We start from the raw sequence: 19,781 nt of genomic DNA on the forward strand, positions 1-19,781 counted from the left end.
GATCAACTCACTTGCGGTTGTACTGCCAAACAAGTCAGTTAAACGCTAGAGCCACCATTACCTGATTTGAGTTTGGTTTTGGAGCTTGACAATAATATCACTTCTAGCACTTGGTGCAAATTAAATTTTAATGGTTATCCTTAAACTAGAATCAGTTACGCTTTGATTATCAGCCTATTAAAACTTGGCTGGGAATGCAGGGCAACAAGAGTATATCTCAATTTGTGCAACCAGCAGCCTTTACTCAAGATTTCTGAGGCTGGTGATGTAATTTTAAGATTTTGGTTAGTGATAATGGAAGTTTTATTTAAGATCATTCGGCAGCAACAAAATTCTTCTCCTGTTGTACAAACTTACCTTTTAGAGGTAGATTCTGGCAATACAATCCTGGATTGCCTCAATCAAATTAAGTGGGAACAGGATGGAACACTCGCTTTTCGCAAAAATTGTCGCAACACCATTTGTGGTAGTTGTGCTATGCGAATCAATGGGCGTTCAGCTTTGGCTTGTAAGGAAAATGTGGGCAGTGAACTGGCTAGATTGCCTCAAGTTCCTGCTTTGGAGAATAACGCCAACACTATTCGGGAAATTACAGTAGCTCCTCTGGGTAATATGCCCGTGATTAAGGATTTGGTTGTGGAGATGAGTAGTTTCTGGAATCATCTAGATGCAGTAGCTCCTTATGTAAGTACAGCAGCGCGACAAGTTCCAGAAAGGGAATTCTTACAAACACCTCTGGAGCGATCGCGTCTTGATCAGACTGGCAATTGTATCATGTGTGGTGCTTGCTACTCTGAATGTAATGCTCGTGAAGTTAATCCAGATTTTGTGGGACCTCATGCTTTGGCTAAAGCTTTTCGCATGGTCGCCGACTCTCGTGATAGTGAAACCGAAAATCGCTTAGAAACTTATAACGAAGGAACTAAAGGAGTTTGGGGTTGTACTCGTTGTTTTTACTGTGATTCAGTTTGTCCAATGGAAGTAGCACCATTAGAGCAAATCACGAAAATTAAACAGGAAATTCTCCAACGCAAAGAAGCCAAAGACAGTCGTTCAATTCGCCACCGCAAAGTATTAGTCGATTTAGTGAAAGAAGGTGGTTGGATCGATGAACGTCAATTTGGTATCCAAGTTGTTGGTAACTACTTTAAAGACCTCAAAGGATTACTCAGTCTTGCACCTCTGGGTTTGCGGATGATTGTTCGGGGGAAATTCCCGCTTTCCTTTGAACCGTCCCAAGGTACTCAACAAGTGCGATCGCTCATCGAATCTGTGCAGCAAGAAGTGGGGAATAGGGAATAGGGAGTGGGGAGTGGGGAGCAAGTCCTAATTTGACAATTTCATAGACAAAACTATACTTATATTGACAAAAATCAATATATATTTTAGGAAAAAATCAACTACTTGATATATAATACGGTGATATCAAGTATTGAATTGAGACTATTGCCGACGCGAAAACCAAGCAATGATGGTGGTAGTCTTTTTCAGAAACTTAATTGGAACACAATCGCGTCTGGCTAAGGCGTGAAAGTCTACTGAGGGATAACTGCTCCCATGCTCCCGTTGAAGTAGAAAGTAAAGTCTAGTTTTGTTTAGGTTTTATATAGCAGAAGAAATAAGAGTAATAGCCTCAAAGGTCTAACGGGGATCTTGAGCTATATTTAACCTTTCTCCCGATTGTTCATAAACTAAAACATCCCATTGCCCATTGTTACTATACTCAAAAGCAATCCTCCGACCGTCAGCGCTAATACTGGGGTTGCGGACTTCGGCTTGCAAGTTATTAGTTAAATTTCTTGATTGTCTGGTTTCTCGGTCATAGAGAAAAATAGTAGATCGCCCCTGACGACTAGCCGCAAAAACAATGTAGCGACCATTTTCAGCCACGCTAGGGTCAGAGGCGATGGTATCTAAAGCATTTAAACCGGGTAAATCTACCAAACTGCGAGTCAGTGTATCAAACATATATACATCTTGACTACCCCGGCGATCGCTTGTAAAAACAATATATCTTCCAGAAATTTGGGGATTTAGTTCCGAAGCCCGACTATTAAGACTCCGACCACCAGGATCAAAAGGATAATTCGCCAGGCGAGGATAACCAACACAGCCACCCAATAAACCCAAGCCAGCAACAAATACAGGTATAAAAATAATTTTATTAGTCATTTGGTCATTGGTCATTAGTCATTAGTCATTAGTCAATGGTCATTAGTCAAACAACTCATAACCAATAGTTCCAAAAAGCATAGACAAATATCTCATGCCATTTGTTTGCCGGGAATAACCCCGAATTTCTCGTACTACAACGCCCCCTATCCCTCGACTAAACGCTGTCAGGACTACTTTACGTCAAATATTCAAACTACCATTGACATCAGCGTGAAGAAGTAATTAACCACAGATGAACACAGATAAACACAGATAAATTAGTTGACACTCGCACCATTGGGAATATCTAACTCAATATTCGGTCCCCGGTCTAAAACTTCAATATCCCACTGACCACGGCTAGCGGTTTCAAACACAACAAAACGTCCATCTGGGCTAATTCCGGGGTTTCTGACCCAGCCGCGATAAGTGGGAGTAATAATTTCTGATTTTTGCGTAGCGCGATCGTAAAGTGCCACCACAGGTCTACCTTGGTCGCTGGTCAGATAAGCAATGTAACGCCCGTTGTAACTCAAACTTGGACTTTCGGCAATTGTCTGCCGTCTATTTAAGCCTGGTATGGCAACCAACCGTTGTTCTGTCAAATCATATACCAACAGTTGGTGACTACCATTGCGATTAGATATAAACGCTAAAAAGCGCCCATTTCCACTTAACGCTGGTTGCTCTTCAGTGTAGCGACTGTTAAGAGAAGTAGACCCTATGGGTATTTCGTTAGAACCGCAAGATAATAATAAACTAGCAAAGCTAAAAACCAGGCTCCAATGAATTGGTCTTTGGAGCCAACATCTAGGCGTAAGTCTTTTCACCGCAATTATTTTCCATCGCCTCCAGACCTAGTTATCACCCAAAAGTCTTAAATAATACCATCATCAAAATCAGTCGAATTATTTGGCTCCTGATTGGGTTTTTCAATCGGGTTAAAGGGTACGTATTCAGTTGGTATGGCATCATCATCCTCACGCAGTCTGCGCGAACTTGAGTCAGCAGGCGGGCGGCGCTTTCTGGGTCTGGGCGGGATATCCTGGTCTGGAGTATCTGGGCGTGGTGGTCTATTAGTGCTACGACGAGAAGATTTTCTCACTTCTGGTTCTGGATTTTCCCAATCATCAACTGGTCTACTAGAACCACTCCAATCCTCTTGTTCAAAACTCTCAGGATTGCGGCTCACAGGACGGCTAGAACTAGGACGACGGCTTTTTGCTCCTTTTTCTGGTCTTTCCCTACTACTGCGGCGTTCTGGAGGACGTGGGGGTTGTTCCTCATAGTAGTCATCACGAGGAGAACGAGTATCCCTACTACCCCGAATCCGAGGACGTACAGGTGGTTCTTCTTCTTCATAAGGCAGTGGTTCAAAATCATCCTCCACCTCAGCCTCATATCCCCTGCGATTGTACGAATAGTTTCTGCTGACTTCTCGCTCGTCATCCACAATGGGAGTGTTACGTTTAGCTTGTTGAGTCGCTATACCTCGTAAACGAATACTTTCCACCGCAAAAAACACAGCTGAACCCACTAAAAGCAGCTGATTAAACTGCAAAATTGGGTCTAAACGCCATCCTTGGAAAATGAGAATGAAGCCGCAGAGTAAGCCCACAGCTGCAAAAAAGATATCTTGATCTCGTGACAGTTCTGGACGCACAGTGCGGAGAAAATACAGTGCTGCCCCAGACACAGCCAGGAAAATTCCTAGAATACTGGCTGAGTTCGTCCCAAAATTGACTTGAGCCAGAACGGTGGCTGAGTTCAGCCCAAAATTTACCATTGTTCTTTTCCAAATATCAAATCTATGTTAGCGAGTCACAATTAAAATCACTACTCTAGTCAGGCACAATATTCACAATAGATTTAAGCTTCAAAGCCTTTGGCAAAGAGAGCTTCTCAAGCTATTTACCGCCAGCAAAAAAGCCGATGTCTGTCAACTAAGTATACCTTGTCCTCAGTGGGAGGACTTTCTGCATTTAGTGCAATTAGCTAAACTGCTTTAAATGAGTTTTAACTAAAATAGCTGACAGACAATCGGTGATAAATGAGAGTCCAAGGGACTCTGAAAAGGATTATGAACGCTGGATTTTATCTTTTTGGCTAATGAAAATCAGCCCAACTGTAGCGGGGACGACTACAATCAAACCACCCCAGAGTAGACTCCAAAGAAAATTTGCTAATGAAGGGGTCATATTTCTAAACCTTTTTTTACACACTTCATCATAATTCTAATATGCTGTCTCGCAAAAAAAGTGCTGAGTGAAAAAAGGTGTCCTTGGTTCAATTAGTTAGAATTAAAGAAAGAATACTTAACAACGCTGCCAATTTGCTGGCGATCGCCTAAATTCTTTCTAAGTTCATAAATAGTAGCTCAAACCGATGACTGGTGTTAACCTGACTGTCTGGATTCTCGGCCCTGTGTTGGGACTGATGATATTTTTGTTTATTTTCCGCATCATTCTGACTTGGTATCCACAAGTAGACATGAATCGTTTGCCCTTTAACCTCATAGCTTGGCCGACTGAACCCTTTTTAGTGCCAATGCGAAAGCTAGTACAACCGATAGGAGGGGTAGATATTACCCCCATTATTTGGGTGGGCATTTTCAGCCTAATCAGAGAAATTCTTCTCGGTCAGCAAGGACTAATCACCATGATGACTCGTTTGAATTAGAGAGATGGAAGAGGCAGGGGGGTGCAGGGTGCAGGGGAGAAGAGGTGGGCTTATATCCCACACTTCCCACACTTCCCACACTCCCCACACTTCCCACACTCCCCACACTCCCCACTCCCTAAAGCTTCATTTCCTGCACAAAATTGGTGTAGACATTACCTTGCAAAAATTGGGAGTTTTCCATAATCTTTTGGTGAAATCCAATAGTAGTAGGAAGTCCGGTAATGGCACACTCTCGTAGTGCGCGTTTCATGCGGTTAATTGCAGTGGCGCGGTCTGGACCCCAAACGATTAATTTACCAATCAGGGAATCATAATAAGGGGGAATTTGGTAATCGGTGTAAACATGAGAATCAATGCGGACACCAGGGCCACCAGGGGGAAGATAGCCACTAATTCGTCCCGGTGCGGGGCGAAAATCATGGTCTGGGTCTTCAGCATTAATCCGGCATTCAATAGCATGACCCCGCAAGACTACTTGATCCTGGGTAATCTTCAGTCTTTCCCCTTGGGCAATCCGGATTTGTTCGGCAACCAAGTCTATTCCTGTAACCATCTCTGTCACAGGATGCTCAACTTGAATCCTGGTGTTCATTTCCATAAAATAGAACTTACCAGACATATCAAGAAGAAACTCCACTGTTCCCGCCCCAGTAAAGTTAATAAACTGAGCAGCTCTCACAGCAGCTTGTCCCATTTTGTCTCGTAGTTCTGGGTCAAGTGCCGGACTTGGTGCTTCTTCTAGTAACTTTTGATTGCGGCGCTGAATTGAGCAGTCCCGTTCACCCAAATGGATTACGTTACCGTAATTATCTGCCAAAATTTGAAATTCAATATGGCGGGGACGTTCAATAAATTTTTCTACATAAACGCCAGAATTCCCAAAAGCTGCTCCCGCTTCACCTTGGGCTGCTAAGAAAAGTTTGACAAATTCACTTTCAGAACGCACCAAACGCATTCCCCTTCCGCCGCCGCCAGCTGTGGCTTTAATCATCACCGGATAATCCATATCCTTGGCGATTAACAATCCTTCTTGCTCGGATTCTACCAACCCATCACTACCGGGTACTGTGGGAACCAAAGCTTTTTGCATGGTTTCTTTGGCTGTGGATTTATCCCCCATCAGCCGGATAGCTTCGGGTGTGGGGCCAATAAAGGCAATATGATGGTCGGCACAGATTTCGGCAAATCGGGCATTTTCTGATAAAAATCCATAACCAGGATGAATGGCGCTGGCATTACGTGTCAAAGCAGCAGCAATAATATTGGGAATATTCAAATAACTTTTACTGCTAGCAGGCTCGCCAATGCAAACCGCTTCATCGGCAAGTTGGACGTGGAGAGCATTCCGGTCAACAGTGGAGTGAACCGCAACGGTAGCGATGCCCATTTCTTCACAGGCTCGGAGAATACGAAGGGCGATTTCTCCCCGATTGGCAATTAATATTTTGTCAAACTTCATTTTTTAGCTTTGATATTAGTACCAGTAGATAGTTATTGTCTCCCATCCCATTTGCCACAATGCTTTCGCTTTATCTCAAATTATCACAGGAGTTTTTTTAGCCTCATCCTGAGCAGAGTTTAAAGAGGATTTGGCTTCGGTGTCTTGACGGATCTTAACTAGATTAACAATATTGCATCTGCTAGTCTGGAGCCAGTTTGTCGAATTAGGCTTTTTTGGGCGTGGTTTGCATCTGACTTGTAAAGCCACTAGATTTTTGTCGGTAATATATCCTTATTTCAAGGATTTATTTTCACTTCCACTTAAATTTTTCGTAATTTTTCCTAAAGCTCAGTATTTTCTCACTATTTTAATTTTTTTGTGCTATAGTTTATTTCTGGACAATCAGCGCGGATGTGGCGGAATTGGTATACGCGCACGCTTGAGGTGCGTGTGGCTTTGCCTTGCGAGTTCGAGTCTCGCCATCCGCATTTTTATGTGCTTAATTTTGAGTATAAAGGACGCATCACTGCGTCCTTTTACAATTTATGGGTCATTATGGGTCAAAAGTTATCTCTGTACATCTCAACTTGCTATTGAAAGCAAAATTTTTGTGCTTTGATAGAGATAGATGAACTTTTGTAAAGAACATTGACTGCAACTTTTACAAGCACAAACAATTCAACATTGCCAACAGCATGGCATCGCCTCGCTCCGATTTGGCAAGGTGGGGAGGAAGTTATCCAAAAAAGTTTGCCTCACTCACAGTTAGCACCAGCGTGGCAATTGTTACTTTTAGGTGACGGCTCGCCCACAAGGCATTTACAATTACTCACGGGTGAACCCACAGAAGTGGATGTAATTGATATGTCTTTGATTGGCATGAATTCCGATAATGCCCCAAATTTAATTCAAGCTGTACCAGGGCCACGACTACGGCGACAGGTATGGTTACGTACCGCTTCAGGACAGCGATTAGGTTACGCCACGTCATGGTGGGAAGCTAGTCATATAGATGAATTTTTGCAAAATCGTTCCCTACCAATTTGGGCTAGTTTAGCTCGCATTCGTACAGAGTTATATCGGGATATTCAAGGAATTTACTACGGCTATTCAGATGCACTAGAGTCGGGTTTTGAGGTTTCTGGACCTTTTTGGGGTCGTCATTACTTGTTTTGGCATCATGGAAAGCCTTTAACTTTAATATATGAAGTTTTTTCGCCTTATTTAACTAAATATTTGGGTGATACAAACTTGACTTCCGCGAATGGAAAAGATCAAGCCACTTAGTATTAAGTAAAGACAAGAACAGCTAAAAATCCTCTCAGTAGAGTGCAAAAACTACCATCGTCAAAGAAGAGGAATGGTTGTTAAGTAACCGGAAGTTTAAAGTAATTTCTTACTCCCCCTTGCACCCTGCACCCTGCTCCCCTGCCTCTTTCGGTCACTTAATTTTGGATTTTGGATTTACGATTTTGGATTAACCTCTCCTTATAAAGAAGAGGCTTAAACATGGAAAACTTTTTGTTTTTCTTCTGCGTGAACCCAGAGGCTTGAGACCAAATATTTTAGATTTCAGATTTTCATTTAATCCAAAATCTAAAATCTAAAATCTAAAATCGCTTCGGTCATGGCTTGCAGGTTTTTTAAGTTAGCTATACTCTCAAAGTGCTGGGAGTCATGGATGTATATTTGAGGAATTTATCCCTAACGTAACTATCCCAGAAAACTTGTCTGCTCAATGTAACAAAGGATGAGGTATTGGTTTAGATGGCTCTGCCTATTGTGTCTGTTAGAAAAAAGAAAACAAAGAAACCGTCTCTGCTGCTGACACTATTGACTGCTGGATTATTGATTGGTGCGGGAAGTGCCGCATACTGGTTGTTAACTCAAAGGCAAACATCTTCTAAAGGCTTGCCAGTGGGTACAAATATTATCCCTCAAGATGCGCTGTTTACGGTTTCTTTAACCACAGATCCTCAACAGTGGCAAAAATTGCAAAAGTTGGGAACAACAGAAACCCAAGCCGAAATAAATAAAAATTTAGTCCAGTTGCGCGATCGCTTTTTAACTAAAAATGGTTATGATTTCCAGAAAGATATCGCCCCTTGGGTAGGCGATGAAGTCACCCTAGCGATTTTGTCCCCACCAACTCAACCTGCACTCAAACCGGTGGATAATGATGGCGATGCTGCTAGCGCTCAACAGTCGATGCTCATGGTATTACCCGTGAACAACCTAGAAGCAGCAAAAAGCATCTTGTCTGAACCGAAAACCCTGAAACAAGGTAAATGGTACGACCGTACCTATCAGGGAATTACCATTAGACAAAGTGATAATCAATCAGGGGAAAAGCTTTCAGCCGCATTACTAGATGAACGGTTTCTAGTCATTACTGACCATCCCCAAGCCACAGAAAGAGCAATTGATACATATCAAGGCAAAGCATCCCTAGCAACAGTAGGTGGTTTTGGCGATAATTTTCGGAAAATTTCCAATTATCGCCCCTTTGCTCAGTTTTATCTAAATGTCCCCATAGCCGCCAGAATAGCTGCTGCTGCTCCCAACCGTCGTTTACCTGCTCAAGTTTTAGCTCAACTGCAAAATAACCAAGGTTTAGCCGGGTCGATGACCTTGGAACCAGAAGGAATACGCTTACAGGGCATTTCCTGGCTCAATCCTAATAGTCAGCGTGTCCTGAAAGTGGAAAACAAAGCCGGGACAATGCAAAACCGTGTACCAGCCGAAACTTTAATGATGCTTTCTGGCGGAAACTTACAACGGTTTTGGGAAGATTACGTTTTAACATCACAAAAAAATCCCCTCTCGCCTATATCACCAGAACAGTTACGAAGTAGTATCAAGTCACTCACCGAACTGGATTTAGATCAAGATTTTCTCAGTTGGATGCAAGGTGAGTTTTCTGTATCGGTGATTCCTAATAGTTCAAATGATGATTCTTCTCAGGATTTCCGCGCAGGTTTGTTATTCATGGTACAAGCAAGGGATGCTGACGGCGGGCAAAGTCTACGCAAGTCGGCTGAAGCATCTTTGAAAAAGCTGGATGAGGTGATGAAAACCCAATACCAGTTCCAGATTCAACCGAGTACCGTTGCAGGTCAACCCGTTGTTAATTGGATTACACCTTTTAATACTTTAACCGCCAGCCGTGGCTGGTTAGATGACGATATTGCTTTTTTGGTCGTGGGCGCTCCCATCACAGATAAAATTGTCCCAAAACCTGATAAAACACTGGCTAGAAGCTCGCAATTTCAAGAAACGGTTCCTACAGAACCCAAGCCCACAAATGGGCAATTTTTCTTGGATATGGAAATGGCTGTGAAAAATTTTACTCTAAATTCTTTATTTCCTAAACAACAAACTTTTCTAGATGCCACAAGCTCAATTGGGGTGACATCTGCTGTTAGCGATAATCGCAGTACTCGCTACGATATTTTTATAGTTCTCAAAAAAGGTGATACCTCAGCAGGTGCGCCAAGTTCATCCCTGAGTGATCAAAGGCGATAAATTGCGTCTATACAAGACAGTGGTAAGTGGGTAATCGTAAAAGTGGTCTAAAAATCGTGTGTGATGGCTCTGTAACCAGATAGGATCAGAACAGTCAGAATCACTATTTTAATGAATCAACTGGGGAGAACACTTTATGAATCTGGTTGAACTCCAGAGCTGGCTGGACAATGCCACTTTTGCTGTATTATTTCTCACAATGCTGGTGTATTGGTGCGGGGCTGCTTTTCCCAATATACCGACACTTGGGACTTTGGGAACTGCGGGGATGGCGATCGCTAATTTGTGTATAGCTACCTTATTAGGGGCGCGATGGATCGAAGCTGGCTATTTTCCCCTGAGTAATCTGTATGAATCCCTCTTTTTCTTGGTTTGGGGAATTACCGCAGTGCATCTGTTTGCTGAGAATACCAGCCGTAGCCGCTTAGTAGGAGTTGTTACTGCACCTGTAGCAATGGGGATCACTGCTTTTGCTGCTCTCACCCTACCCTCAGAAATGCAATCAGCAGAACCTTTAGTACCTGCGCTCAAGTCTAATTGGCTGATGATGCACGTCAGTGTGATGATGTTGAGTTATGCGGCTTTGATGGTGGGATCATTACTAGCGATCGCCTTTCTAATTGTCACCCGTGGTCAAAATATCCAACTACAAGGCAGTTCTGTAGGTACTGGCGGTTATCGCAGTAACGGCTACCGCTTGCTCAAAGCTGGTGAACTCCTTACTCAACCAGCCACACCCCCAGCAGAAAATAATGGCTTTTCTCCTTTTGAAAGTAATAACAATGGCAAGGGTAATACTGCGGTTTTAAATTTAGTCACTGCTACCGAACTTACCTCCGTAGTAACTGCCAACGAACTACTTTCCCCACAGCGCCTGAGCCTAGCTGAAACCCTGGACAATATCAGTTATCGCGTCATTGGACTAGGATTTCCCCTGATTACTATTGGCATTATTGCAGGTGCGGTTTGGGCTAACGAAGCTTGGGGTTCCTACTGGAGTTGGGACCCGAAAGAAACCTGGGCGTTAATTACTTGGTTAGTTTTTGCAGCCTATCTCCACGCCCGAATTACTCGCGGTTGGCAAGGTCGTCGCCCCGCAATTTTAGCCGCTAGTGGCTTTGTTGTCGTTTGGGTTTGCTATCTGGGTGTAAATCTTTTGGGTAAAGGTTTGCATTCTTACGGTTGGTTTTTTTAACCACCCCACCCCTAGCCCCTCCCCGCCAGCGAGGAGGGGAATTACAGCACCTTGCAAGTAAATGAAATATAGCGCTTCTTAATCTGCTAGGTACTATTTTATCTGTATTTATTTGTATTTATCTGTGTTCATCTGTGTTCATCTGTGGTCGAATAATTCTTGCTGTAAAAATTATCAAAAATGGTATGGACTAACCTACACGCAAAAATACATCGCACCATTCGCTCACGACAGTTATTTGAGCGTCATCAAAGGCTATTGGTTGCAGTTTCTGGTGGTCAGGATTCTCTGTGTTTAATTAAAATACTGTTAGATTTAGAACCGAAATGGGGATGGGATTTAGGTATAGCTCATTGTGATCATCGCTGGCGTACTGACTCTGAAGCTAATGCCAGTCATGTGGAGAAATTAGCGAAAATTTGGGGTGTATCTTTTTATTTAGCAACAGCTAGGGAACCTTTAAATAGTGAAGCTGCGGCGCGTAATTGGCGGTATGCAGCTTTAAGTGCGATCGCTCAAGCAAATAATTATCAGTATATAGTGACAGGACATACTGCAAGCGATCGCGCCGAAACTCTCCTTTACAATTTAATGCGCGGGACTGGTGGTGATGGGTTACAAGCACTCACTTGGCAAAGGCCGCTAACTGCGGATATTTGCTTAGTGCGTCCGCTTTTAGAAATTACTCGTACACAAACAGAGGAATTTTGTCAAGAGTTTCATCTACCAATTTGGGAAGATTCCACTAATCTTGATGTCAAATACGCCCGCAACCGCATTCGCCAAGAGTTAATTCCATATTTACAAGCAAATTTTAACCCCAAAGTAGAATCAGCCTTAGCCCAAACAGCAGAACTTTTGCAAGCCGAAGTGGAATATTTAGAGCAAGCAGCCCAGAAGTTGAGGTCAGAAGCAATGGAATGGGGAGTAGTGAGTGGGGAAAATTGGGCTGAATTGAGGTTAAATCGTCGGGTATTACAGAAAGCACCTTTAGCGCTGCAACGTCGCGTGATGCGACAGATATTGCAGCAAATTCTGACTGATGCTTCCAGTTTTGAACACATTGAAAAATTAACGGCTTTGATTGTAGCACCAAATCGTTCACAAACCGATCCATTTCCTGGGGGTGCGATCGCCCAAGTTCAAGGTGAATGGATCTGCTTGATTAGTCCTAACTCTTAACTCAAAACTTTGACTCAGCAACGGCTTACGCCCCGCCCTGCGCTTTTGCACTCAGCACTCACTAAGAAGCGAGCAACTCTGACTGCGACATCAAATTCTGGAGAGTGTGACGCATTTCATTAATAGTCTGGAGTTGATGGTCATCAGTTTCTTCAAATTGAGCCAAAGATTCGGCAATTCCTTCCAGCTTATGCCGTAATCCGTCGAGAGAATCCTGAATTGGTTGTAATGTCTCTTGATAAAGATTCACACGACCCCAACATTCAGAGGTGGCTGTTCGCAGGGATAGCAAATTTGTTTCTATCTCTTGACATTCTTGCTGCTTTTCATTTTGCTCTTGAGTTTGATTGTCAATCATCCCTTGATCCATCTCAATAGCAGCACGGATCTGGGAAATCTCCTGTTCTAACTTTTGTACTTCTTGCGAATGTTGCTGTCGCTGGGTTTTCATCTGTAACAAAATCGGAGCGAAGTCTATTTGGGGATCTTCTTCTGTAGTGGTAACAGTGTGTCCTTGTCGTTGTAGCAGGATATTTTCATATTGCTTAATCAACTTTTGCCGTTGTTGCAAATTCCGGCGTTGCCCTACCAAAGTTTCGTTTAACATCTGGTAGAGGTCTTTTTCATCAGCCAGTTCGATTTCCAAATGGATTTTCTCGTGGCCGGCTGCTTCCTTGATTTGATTTTGCAGTTTTTCTATGGTTTCCTGCTTATATTCCAGTTCTTGCTCCTGATCGTGGACAAAGCTAGAATCCATTTCTAATTTATATGTCAAGTCTTGTATTACCTGTTTTAGTTCTTCTAAAGACATCCTTTCCAAAGCTTCTACATCAATTTGCTGGCTCAGTACCACATCACTGGAACTTGCGGCCAAAGAGCGAATTTGTTGATGTAATAGATCCTGATGTTGCAATTGTTCCTTAATTATCTGAACATAATCCTGCTTACTGGCAAGAGTTGCTGTATTCACTTTTAATTGAGCTTTGTGTTGTTCAAGCAAATCGCGTGCCTGTTGCCATGCGTTTTGGCGATCGCTTAAAGTTTGCGATAAACGCTCAACTTCTGCTTGTTGTTGAGTTGCTACAGTTTTTTGCTCTTCTAGTTTTTCCCAATTTGAGTTTAAAGTAGCTTGCTGGCTTGCCACTAATTCCAAAGCTACATTCAGGTGTTCCCTGACAGTTTCCGTAGGTGCAACTTTATTAGACAAGCGCTCAAGTAACTCGCTCATCAACCGACTTTGCTCCTCATCTAAAACCTTCCCCTGTGAGGAATCGGCTTGACACTCCTCTAAACGGCGTTGCTCACCCCGCAAATGATCCCAAGCGCCCTCTAGTTCCTGACGGTTCCGCTCAATGTCTGCTTGTAACTGTGAAATCTGCTCGCTTTTGGTCTCAACTTCCTGTTTTTGAGACTCCAGACGTTGAAACTCTTCCTCCATTTGTTGTAACTGTTCTAAACGAGCCTCCATATCCATTTCACGGCGATTCATCTCTTGCGCCTGATATGTGAGTGACTCTTTCCACTGGTCAATTTCATTTTCTTTGAGCTTAAATTTTTCCAACTGACGGGAAAAATTTTGCAAAATATTAACTAATGGCCGACCAGCTTCTTGAACCCGTTGTACTTGACGATTTGGATTCAATTCCACCAGCACCAGTGCGCCATCATTTAATTTACTAGCGTCCTCAGAGGTAATTGCTTCTTCCGACACAGTACTCCAATTCTGGTCGGTTCGCTGACACGCTAGCAGTTTCAGTTCGGTTTTCGGTCCACCACTGAGTAAGCCGCCTTTTTGCTTTTGTACTTCTGCTAAATACAGCACACCGTTTGTCCTCTTGTGTACTTGATGCCCGTCTTTGGGGGGATATACCTGAGATAATTCTACTAAGTTGTTTTAATTTAACCTAACTTTAGCAAATAAAGACAGACAAAACTCTATATAGACGTAAGATAAACGTCTTGATAATTATAGAAAGATTTGCTTATGCCTTTATATTTTGTACTGCAGGCAGTGATGATGACTTCCGTGTTATCTCTAGGTTTAGCCAAACATATTACAAAAATTTACAGTTTCTAGCTAAATGTAGCCTCTGATGTGTACTGGTTGTAAAGGAAAACATATTTTGAGTACTAATACCTGATTCATCTGCTAAAAACAAAGAAACTTTCATCATCAAAATTAACAGAAAATGTCAATGGAATTATCAGGAGAGCCTTCAAGCTAAATGCAGGGAAATTTAAATGAAATAGATATTCGCAGTATCCTGCAATTGATTTCGTTAGGACAGCGAACTGGACAACTTTTGGTGGAAGCCTGCTTTCACAATAGCGACAAGCTCACAACTCAGGAGACAGCCAGATATCACAATTCGTGGCACAGTGAAAAACAGTTTTGGTTCGTCTTCTTTCTCAACGGTCAAATTATCTACTCTCAACAAGGTGATACTAATTTGTCGCGCATTGATGATTACTTACTTCATTACCGCGTCTCGACGCGACTTGATGAACAGCAACTTGCCTGTCTAGGTTCACAGAATGCACCAGAGTATGGGTATCTCTGGGCATTGTTAGAACGGAATATCATCGACCCCAAGGTAGCCCATAGTATCATTCACAGTTTGGTTTACGAGACAATATTTGACCTGCTGAGTTTACACCAGGGTAGTTTCATTTTTCGGCAGGGTGCGACCCTGACCCCGCAATTAACCAGCTTAGAAATTGCCCCTTTAGTATACAAACTTACGCAGCAAATCCAGGCATGGAAACAACTTTATCCACATATTCAGTCTTCTGAACAATTACCAATCCTAGCTGATATGGTTCAACTACAATCTTCACTCCCAGCAGCAACAATAAAAAAGCTACAGCATTGGGCAGATGGTAAGAAAACCCTGCGTCAACTGGCTCGCCATCTCAACCGAGATATCTTGACAGTGGCCAAGGCTATATATCCATATCTAGAACAGGGCTGGCTACAATTAGTATATTCAAATACGACTAATTCACAGACACACAGACAAAAGTCAGAAGTCGATGAAAAGTACAAGGTGCGAGTTGTATGTATTGACGATACCAAAACTATCTGTGAAACTGTAAAGTCTATCTTAAAGGCACAGGGGTATGAAGCGATCGCCTTGACCAATCCCTTAGAAGCCATCAGTCTCATTTTTCAACTCCAGCCAGATTTAATCCTATGTGACATTGCTATGCCGGAATTGGATGGTTACGAAATTTGTGCCATGCTGCGACACTCTACCGCATTTCAAAATATACCGATTATTATGCTAACGGGTAAAGATCAATTTATAGATCGAGTCAGGGCGACAATGGTCGGAGCAACCGATTATTTAACCAAGCCCTTTGGGGATACAGAGCTACTCATGCTCGTGGAGAAATACATTAAGGTTAGGTCTTATGTGGGAACACCCACAACATCAGTACCATAAAATCAGGGAGAAAAAATATTATTACAGAATCATCTGACTCAGGTAGCAGGTTATTATCTAATACATTAGTGAAATAATAAAAATAATTTATACACTAAAGATTTGGGGGAGCAGGGAATGTTCCAAGAAGGAACGTCTACATCAAGAGGTAGATAGGCATTTATGAGTACAGTTCTGATTGTGGAAGACAGTATCGCACAACGGGAGATGATTACAGACCTCCTGAAAGCAAGTGGTTTAATAGTCACCCATGCCCATGACGGAGTAGAAGCATTGGAGGCAATTCAAACTGCCCCTCCCGATTTAGTGGTATTGGATATTGTTATGCCCCGGATGAACGGCTATGAAGTCTGTCGTCGGTTAAAATCCAACCCGAAAACCCAAAACGTCCCCGTGGTGATGTGTTCTTCTAAAGGTGAAGAATTTGACCGCTACTGGGGTATGAAGCAAGGTGCGGATGCTTACATAGCCAAACCGTTTCAACCAACCGAATTGGTGGGAACAGTCAAACAACTGCTGCGAGGATGAAAACGATATGGTCAGCAAACCGGACTTTTTAAGTGGCAGTGGTCAAGATCAGTTTCGTCCAGAATTACAAGTAGAAAGTCCTGAAGGTGAATTACATTTGCGGTTTTATATTCCCTCAGATCAGGAGTTTGCACTACCCGCCACTGGTATCCGCGAGGTCATGGAACTAAGTCCTGATAGAATCACTCCCATACCTAATGCTTCTCCTTTACTTTTGGGTACTCTAAATTTACGAGGTCGAGTAATTTGGGTGGCTGATTTGGGTCAATTCCTGGGAGAAGCAACCGCATTAAACACAGATAGAGCAGAAATTCCGGTGATTGCTATTGAAGAGCAAGACACAATCGTGGGTTTAGCGGTAGAAAAAATTGGTGGTATGGACTGGCTGGATATCCAGCATTTAATGCCACCAACTAATTTACCGGATACTATGACTCCGTTTTTGCGTGGAGAGTGGTTAATAGATGCTAGTAATAAACAGTGCTTAAGACTGCTCGATCAAATGGCAATTTTGCGGAGCGCGAGGTGGGCAAGATGAAATTGGGAGGGAGCAAATGCCAGCTAGTTTAAACGATTATCTAGATTCATATAAGCAGGCTTGTACAGCCTATGCACAACAGAACTATGACGTTGCCGCCACTTTAGTTGACGAAGTGGTGAAAAATGTACCAGATGACCCTAACTGCCATTTATTACGTGGTCATATCTACTACGTTTTGCAGCAGTATGATGTGGCAGAACAAGAGTACCAAAAGGTTTTGCAGTTGTCTAATGATCCAGAAATTGTTGGTTTCGCCAATAATGGTTTACAAAGCATCAATCAATATCAAGAACCACTAGATTCACAGATTGGTACTGAAGAAAATCATCAACCAGAGCCAGACCATTTCACAGATATTTCTGAGGATCTGGAATCTAATCCACCAGAATTAGAAGATTTGGGGGTGTTTGGCAACTTAGATAGCAACAGCTTTGAATTGAATCCCTTGGAGGAAATTCAGCCATTTGTAGATTTAGACGAGCTACCCTCAAACAATCCGTTTGAGATTTCCTCAGACAGTGTTTCATTTGAGCAAACGCCAGATTCAACAGCACCTCTTAGCGAAGATCCTTTTGCTTTGAGTCAAAATCAAAACGGCAAAGAATCTCATGCCAACACCGCAAATGAGCCATTTGAATTAGAATTACCCGTTTTTTGGCAAGAAGAGATGGCAGCAAAAAGCGTTAATGATCCGGAAATTACCAGTGATTTATCAAGTAGTGAAACAGATTACTCTGAAGAAATGTCGCTAGTTTATGATGAAGATTTAGATGACACAGCTTTTGCAGCCGCCAATTTTTCAACGAGTAATAGTTTAGAACATACTCCTGAGCCAGTGATTGAAGAGCCTGAAGAAGAGCCAAATATGGCCAATTTTGCTCTGGAAATAAATAGCCAGGAAGACGAAACTTTACCGATGCATCAAGAGAATTTCCAACATGATTCCAGAGAAACCAATAATTTGAGTCATAATTATCAAGCTCATTTACCTGATGCTGACCCTAGTAATTGGTTGGAACAAATAGAAGTTGAACAAATAGAAGTTGAACAAATAGAAGTTGAAGAAATAGAAGTTGAAGAAAAATTATCAGCACCATCCTCAAGCTTAAATGGGAGATATTCGGTAAAAGACCAGGAGAGTTCACATCATGCAGCGTTAGATATAAATCACTTTGATAGTGATGATTTTGATGATTTTGAGGTATTTAAATCTGCTTTTGGTTCGGATGAAGATACAAATAGTCTCCTAAAGGGAGAAAATTCTCAGAGCAATATAGAATTTTTAGATGACTTTGATGAATTTGATGATTTAGGGAACATTCCCGGATTTGACTTAGCAGAAGCAGATTCCAGCTTTGGTGATGTAACCATGCTTTCGGGTTCACTAGACACGACTGGTAGTCTAGAAAGTCAAGACGCGAAACCTCACGCCAAAACTGAATCTAGCCCTAGGGAAGGGCGACGTTCCCGTAGCGATCGCACCGAAAAAAATCGCGACGATGAACTGTTTTCTATTACCGGCTCACATAATGGCGGAAAAGAAGCCGTTCCTATCTTTACCGAAACAGATGTCTCGAAGCTAGAACCCAACGTCAGCGTCGAGCAAGGTTGGTTAGCACCTTTAGAAAATGCCTCCCTAGATGTGAAACCCTGGTTCGTCGCTGGTACAGTGGGCGTTTTCTCAGCCTTAGTTGTAGCTACAGTGAGCTTCACAGCTACCAACTTTTCTCCCCCCGAACAACGGGAATCAGTCAGGAATACAGGCTGGGCGATGTCACTAGCTGCGGGGATTGCTGGTTTCGGGACAGCAGCCTTTATGGGTAATCTGACACTCAAACAAATTCGCCGCACCACCAAGGATCTGCAAGCTCAGTTTGATGCAGTCCGCCAAGGTAATCTCAATGTGCAAGCCACAGTGTATTCCGAAGATGAATTAGGGCGCTTGGCTACGGGGTTTAATGAAATGGCTCGTGTAATTTTTACAACTACACATGAAGCCCAACGCAAAGCTGACGAACAAGAAGAAGCCAAAGAAAACCTGCAACGTCAAGTGATTCGCCTGTTGGACGACGTGGAAGGCGCTGCTAGAGGTGATTTGACAGTCCAAGCAGAAGTCACAGCCGACGTATTAGGAGCCGTTGCGGATGCCTTTAACCTGACAATTCAAAACCTCCGGGATATTGTTCAACAAGTAAAAGTGGCAGCAAAGGAGGTAACAAAAGGTTCAACCAACTCCGAAACCTTTGCTAGAGCTTTATCTAGTGATGCCTTGCGACAAGCAGAAGAGTTAGGTGTAACCTTAAATTCAGTACAGGTGATGACTGAATCGATTCAAAGGGTAGCAGAAGCGGCGCGAGAAGCCGAAATTGTCGCCGGTGATGCTAGTAGGATCGCCCTCAAAGGTGGGGAAGCAGTAGAAAATACTGTGGCGGGGATTTTAGAAATTCGCGAAACTGTAGCAGAAACTACCCGGAAGGTGAAGCGATTAGCCGAATCTTCTCAGGAAATTTCTAAAATTGTGGCGTTAATTTCTCAGATTGCCTCCCGTACCAATTTGCTAGCACTCAATGCCAGTATTGAGGCGGCTAGAGCAGGTGAAGCCGGACGCGGGTTTGCCATTGTGGCAGATGAAGTGCGTCAGCTAGCAGATAAATCTGCCAAATCCTTAAAGGAAATTGAACAGATTGTTATGCAAATCCAAAGCGAAACAGGTTCAGTCATGACCGCAATGGAAGAAGGCACACAACAGGTAATTAAAGGCACTAAATTGGCAGAAGAAGCCAAGCGATCGCTGGAAAATATCATTCAAGTAGCAAATCGCATTGACACTCTGGTGCGCTCAATTACCAGCGACACCGTAGAACAGACGGAAACGTCCCGTGCCGTCGCCCACGTTATGCAATCGGTGGAACTCACAGCCCAAGAAACCTCTCAAGAAGCCCAGCGCGTTTCTGGAGCTTTACAACTTTTAGTAGGTGTTTCCGGCGACCTGATATCCTCCGTAGAGCGTTTCCGCGTGGAAACCCTCGACTCCAGGTAATTAATTAGTCATTAGTCATTAGTCATTAGTCATTAGTAAATGACCAA

General features: G+C 42.9%; 16 protein-coding genes and 1 tRNA gene. 11 read left to right on the forward strand and 6 right to left on the reverse strand.

Annotation, left to right across the window (positions count from 1 at the left end):
• The first annotated feature begins 294 nt into the window (after positions 1 to 294).
• The gene (locus tag NSP_RS01815; protein WP_173403248.1) at positions 295 to 1,302 is read left to right on the forward strand and encodes a succinate dehydrogenase/fumarate reductase iron-sulfur subunit; all 1,008 of its coding nucleotides are present in this window, start codon (positions 295 to 297) and stop codon (positions 1,300 to 1,302) included.
• A 339-nt stretch (positions 1,303 to 1,641) separates the two neighbouring features.
• Here the strand turns inward: NSP_RS01815 and NSP_RS01820 are convergent, their stop codons facing one another.
• The 4 genes from NSP_RS01820 to psbX form a co-directional block, all read right to left on the reverse strand.
• Positions 1,642 to 2,187 (reverse strand): TolB family protein, encoded by a 546-nt coding sequence (locus tag NSP_RS01820; protein ID WP_006194280.1) that lies wholly within the window; start codon positions 2,185 to 2,187, stop codon positions 1,642 to 1,644.
• 245 nt (positions 2,188 to 2,432) lie between these two features.
• The gene (locus NSP_RS01825; RefSeq protein WP_006194279.1) at positions 2,433 to 2,984 is read right to left on the reverse strand and encodes a TolB family protein; all 552 of its coding nucleotides are present in this window, start codon (positions 2,982 to 2,984) and stop codon (positions 2,433 to 2,435) included.
• Positions 2,985 to 3,031: 47 nt separating this feature from the next.
• The gene (locus NSP_RS01830; RefSeq protein WP_006194278.1) at positions 3,032 to 3,940 is read right to left on the reverse strand and encodes a Ycf66 family protein; all 909 of its coding nucleotides are present in this window, start codon (positions 3,938 to 3,940) and stop codon (positions 3,032 to 3,034) included.
• A 292-nt stretch (positions 3,941 to 4,232) separates the two neighbouring features.
• Complete coding sequence (psbX, locus tag NSP_RS01835) at positions 4,233 to 4,352, reverse strand: photosystem II reaction center X protein (RefSeq protein ID WP_006194277.1); 120 nt, start codon at positions 4,350 to 4,352, stop codon at positions 4,233 to 4,235.
• Between the two features lie 187 nt (positions 4,353 to 4,539).
• Between psbX and NSP_RS01840 the strand changes: the two genes are divergently transcribed.
• Positions 4,540 to 4,833 carry a YggT family protein gene (locus NSP_RS01840; protein WP_006194276.1) on the forward strand — a complete coding sequence of 98 codons (294 nt, stop codon included), beginning with the start codon at positions 4,540 to 4,542 and terminating at the stop codon, positions 4,831 to 4,833.
• A gap of 118 nt (positions 4,834 to 4,951) precedes the next feature.
• Here NSP_RS01840 and accC read toward each other — a convergent pair whose 3' ends face one another.
• Complete coding sequence (gene accC, locus NSP_RS01845; RefSeq protein WP_006194275.1) at positions 4,952 to 6,295, reverse strand: acetyl-CoA carboxylase biotin carboxylase subunit; 1,344 nt, start codon at positions 6,293 to 6,295, stop codon at positions 4,952 to 4,954.
• A 389-nt stretch (positions 6,296 to 6,684) separates the two neighbouring features.
• On the opposite strand from accC, the gene NSP_RS01850 reads away from it, so the two are divergent.
• The 5 genes from NSP_RS01850 to tilS all read left to right on the forward strand — a co-directional run bounded on the left by NSP_RS01850 (position 6,685) and on the right by tilS (position 12,179).
• A tRNA-Leu gene (locus tag NSP_RS01850) sits at positions 6,685 to 6,765 on the forward strand.
• Positions 6,766 to 6,925: 160 nt separating this feature from the next.
• A complete protein-coding gene (locus NSP_RS01855; RefSeq protein ID WP_006194274.1) occupies positions 6,926 to 7,564 on the forward strand; it encodes a chorismate lyase in 639 nt (212 codons plus the stop codon).
• A 480-nt stretch (positions 7,565 to 8,044) separates the two neighbouring features.
• The gene (locus tag NSP_RS01860) at positions 8,045 to 9,802 is read left to right on the forward strand and encodes a DUF3352 domain-containing protein (RefSeq protein ID WP_006194273.1); all 1,758 of its coding nucleotides are present in this window, start codon (positions 8,045 to 8,047) and stop codon (positions 9,800 to 9,802) included.
• A 136-nt stretch (positions 9,803 to 9,938) separates the two neighbouring features.
• Positions 9,939 to 10,997: a c-type cytochrome biogenesis protein CcsB gene (ccsB, locus tag NSP_RS01865; protein WP_006194271.1), complete on the forward strand. Its 1,059-nt coding sequence runs from the start codon at positions 9,939 to 9,941 to the stop codon at positions 10,995 to 10,997.
• 180 nt (positions 10,998 to 11,177) lie between these two features.
• Positions 11,178 to 12,179, forward strand: a complete 1,002-nt coding sequence (gene tilS, locus NSP_RS01870) for a tRNA lysidine(34) synthetase TilS (protein ID WP_006194270.1) — start codon at positions 11,178 to 11,180, stop codon at positions 12,177 to 12,179.
• A gap of 61 nt (positions 12,180 to 12,240) precedes the next feature.
• Here the strand turns inward: tilS and hmpF are convergent, their stop codons facing one another.
• A complete protein-coding gene (hmpF, locus tag NSP_RS01875) occupies positions 12,241 to 14,001 on the reverse strand; it encodes a pilus motility taxis protein HmpF (protein ID WP_006194269.1) in 1,761 nt (586 codons plus the stop codon).
• A gap of 403 nt (positions 14,002 to 14,404) precedes the next feature.
• Between hmpF and NSP_RS01880 the strand changes: the two genes are divergently transcribed.
• The 4 genes from NSP_RS01880 (at position 14,405) to NSP_RS01895 (ending at position 19,734) form a co-directional block, all read left to right on the forward strand.
• Complete coding sequence (locus NSP_RS01880; RefSeq protein ID WP_006194268.1) at positions 14,405 to 15,625, forward strand: response regulator; 1,221 nt, start codon at positions 14,405 to 14,407, stop codon at positions 15,623 to 15,625.
• A 162-nt stretch (positions 15,626 to 15,787) separates the two neighbouring features.
• Positions 15,788 to 16,153, forward strand: a complete 366-nt coding sequence (locus NSP_RS01885) for a response regulator transcription factor (protein WP_006194267.1) — start codon at positions 15,788 to 15,790, stop codon at positions 16,151 to 16,153.
• A 7-nt stretch (positions 16,154 to 16,160) separates the two neighbouring features.
• On the forward strand, positions 16,161 to 16,691 hold the full coding sequence (locus NSP_RS01890) for a chemotaxis protein CheW (RefSeq protein WP_006194266.1): 531 nt from the start codon (positions 16,161 to 16,163) through the stop codon (positions 16,689 to 16,691).
• Positions 16,692 to 16,707: 16 nt separating this feature from the next.
• The gene (locus tag NSP_RS01895; RefSeq protein ID WP_006194265.1) at positions 16,708 to 19,734 is read left to right on the forward strand and encodes a methyl-accepting chemotaxis protein; all 3,027 of its coding nucleotides are present in this window, start codon (positions 16,708 to 16,710) and stop codon (positions 19,732 to 19,734) included.
• Positions 19,735 to 19,781: the final 47 nt, after the last annotated feature.

Source organism: Nodularia spumigena CCY9414 (assembly GCF_000340565.2).
Classification (GTDB): Bacteria; Cyanobacteriota; Cyanobacteriia; order Cyanobacteriales; family Nostocaceae; genus Nodularia; species Nodularia spumigena.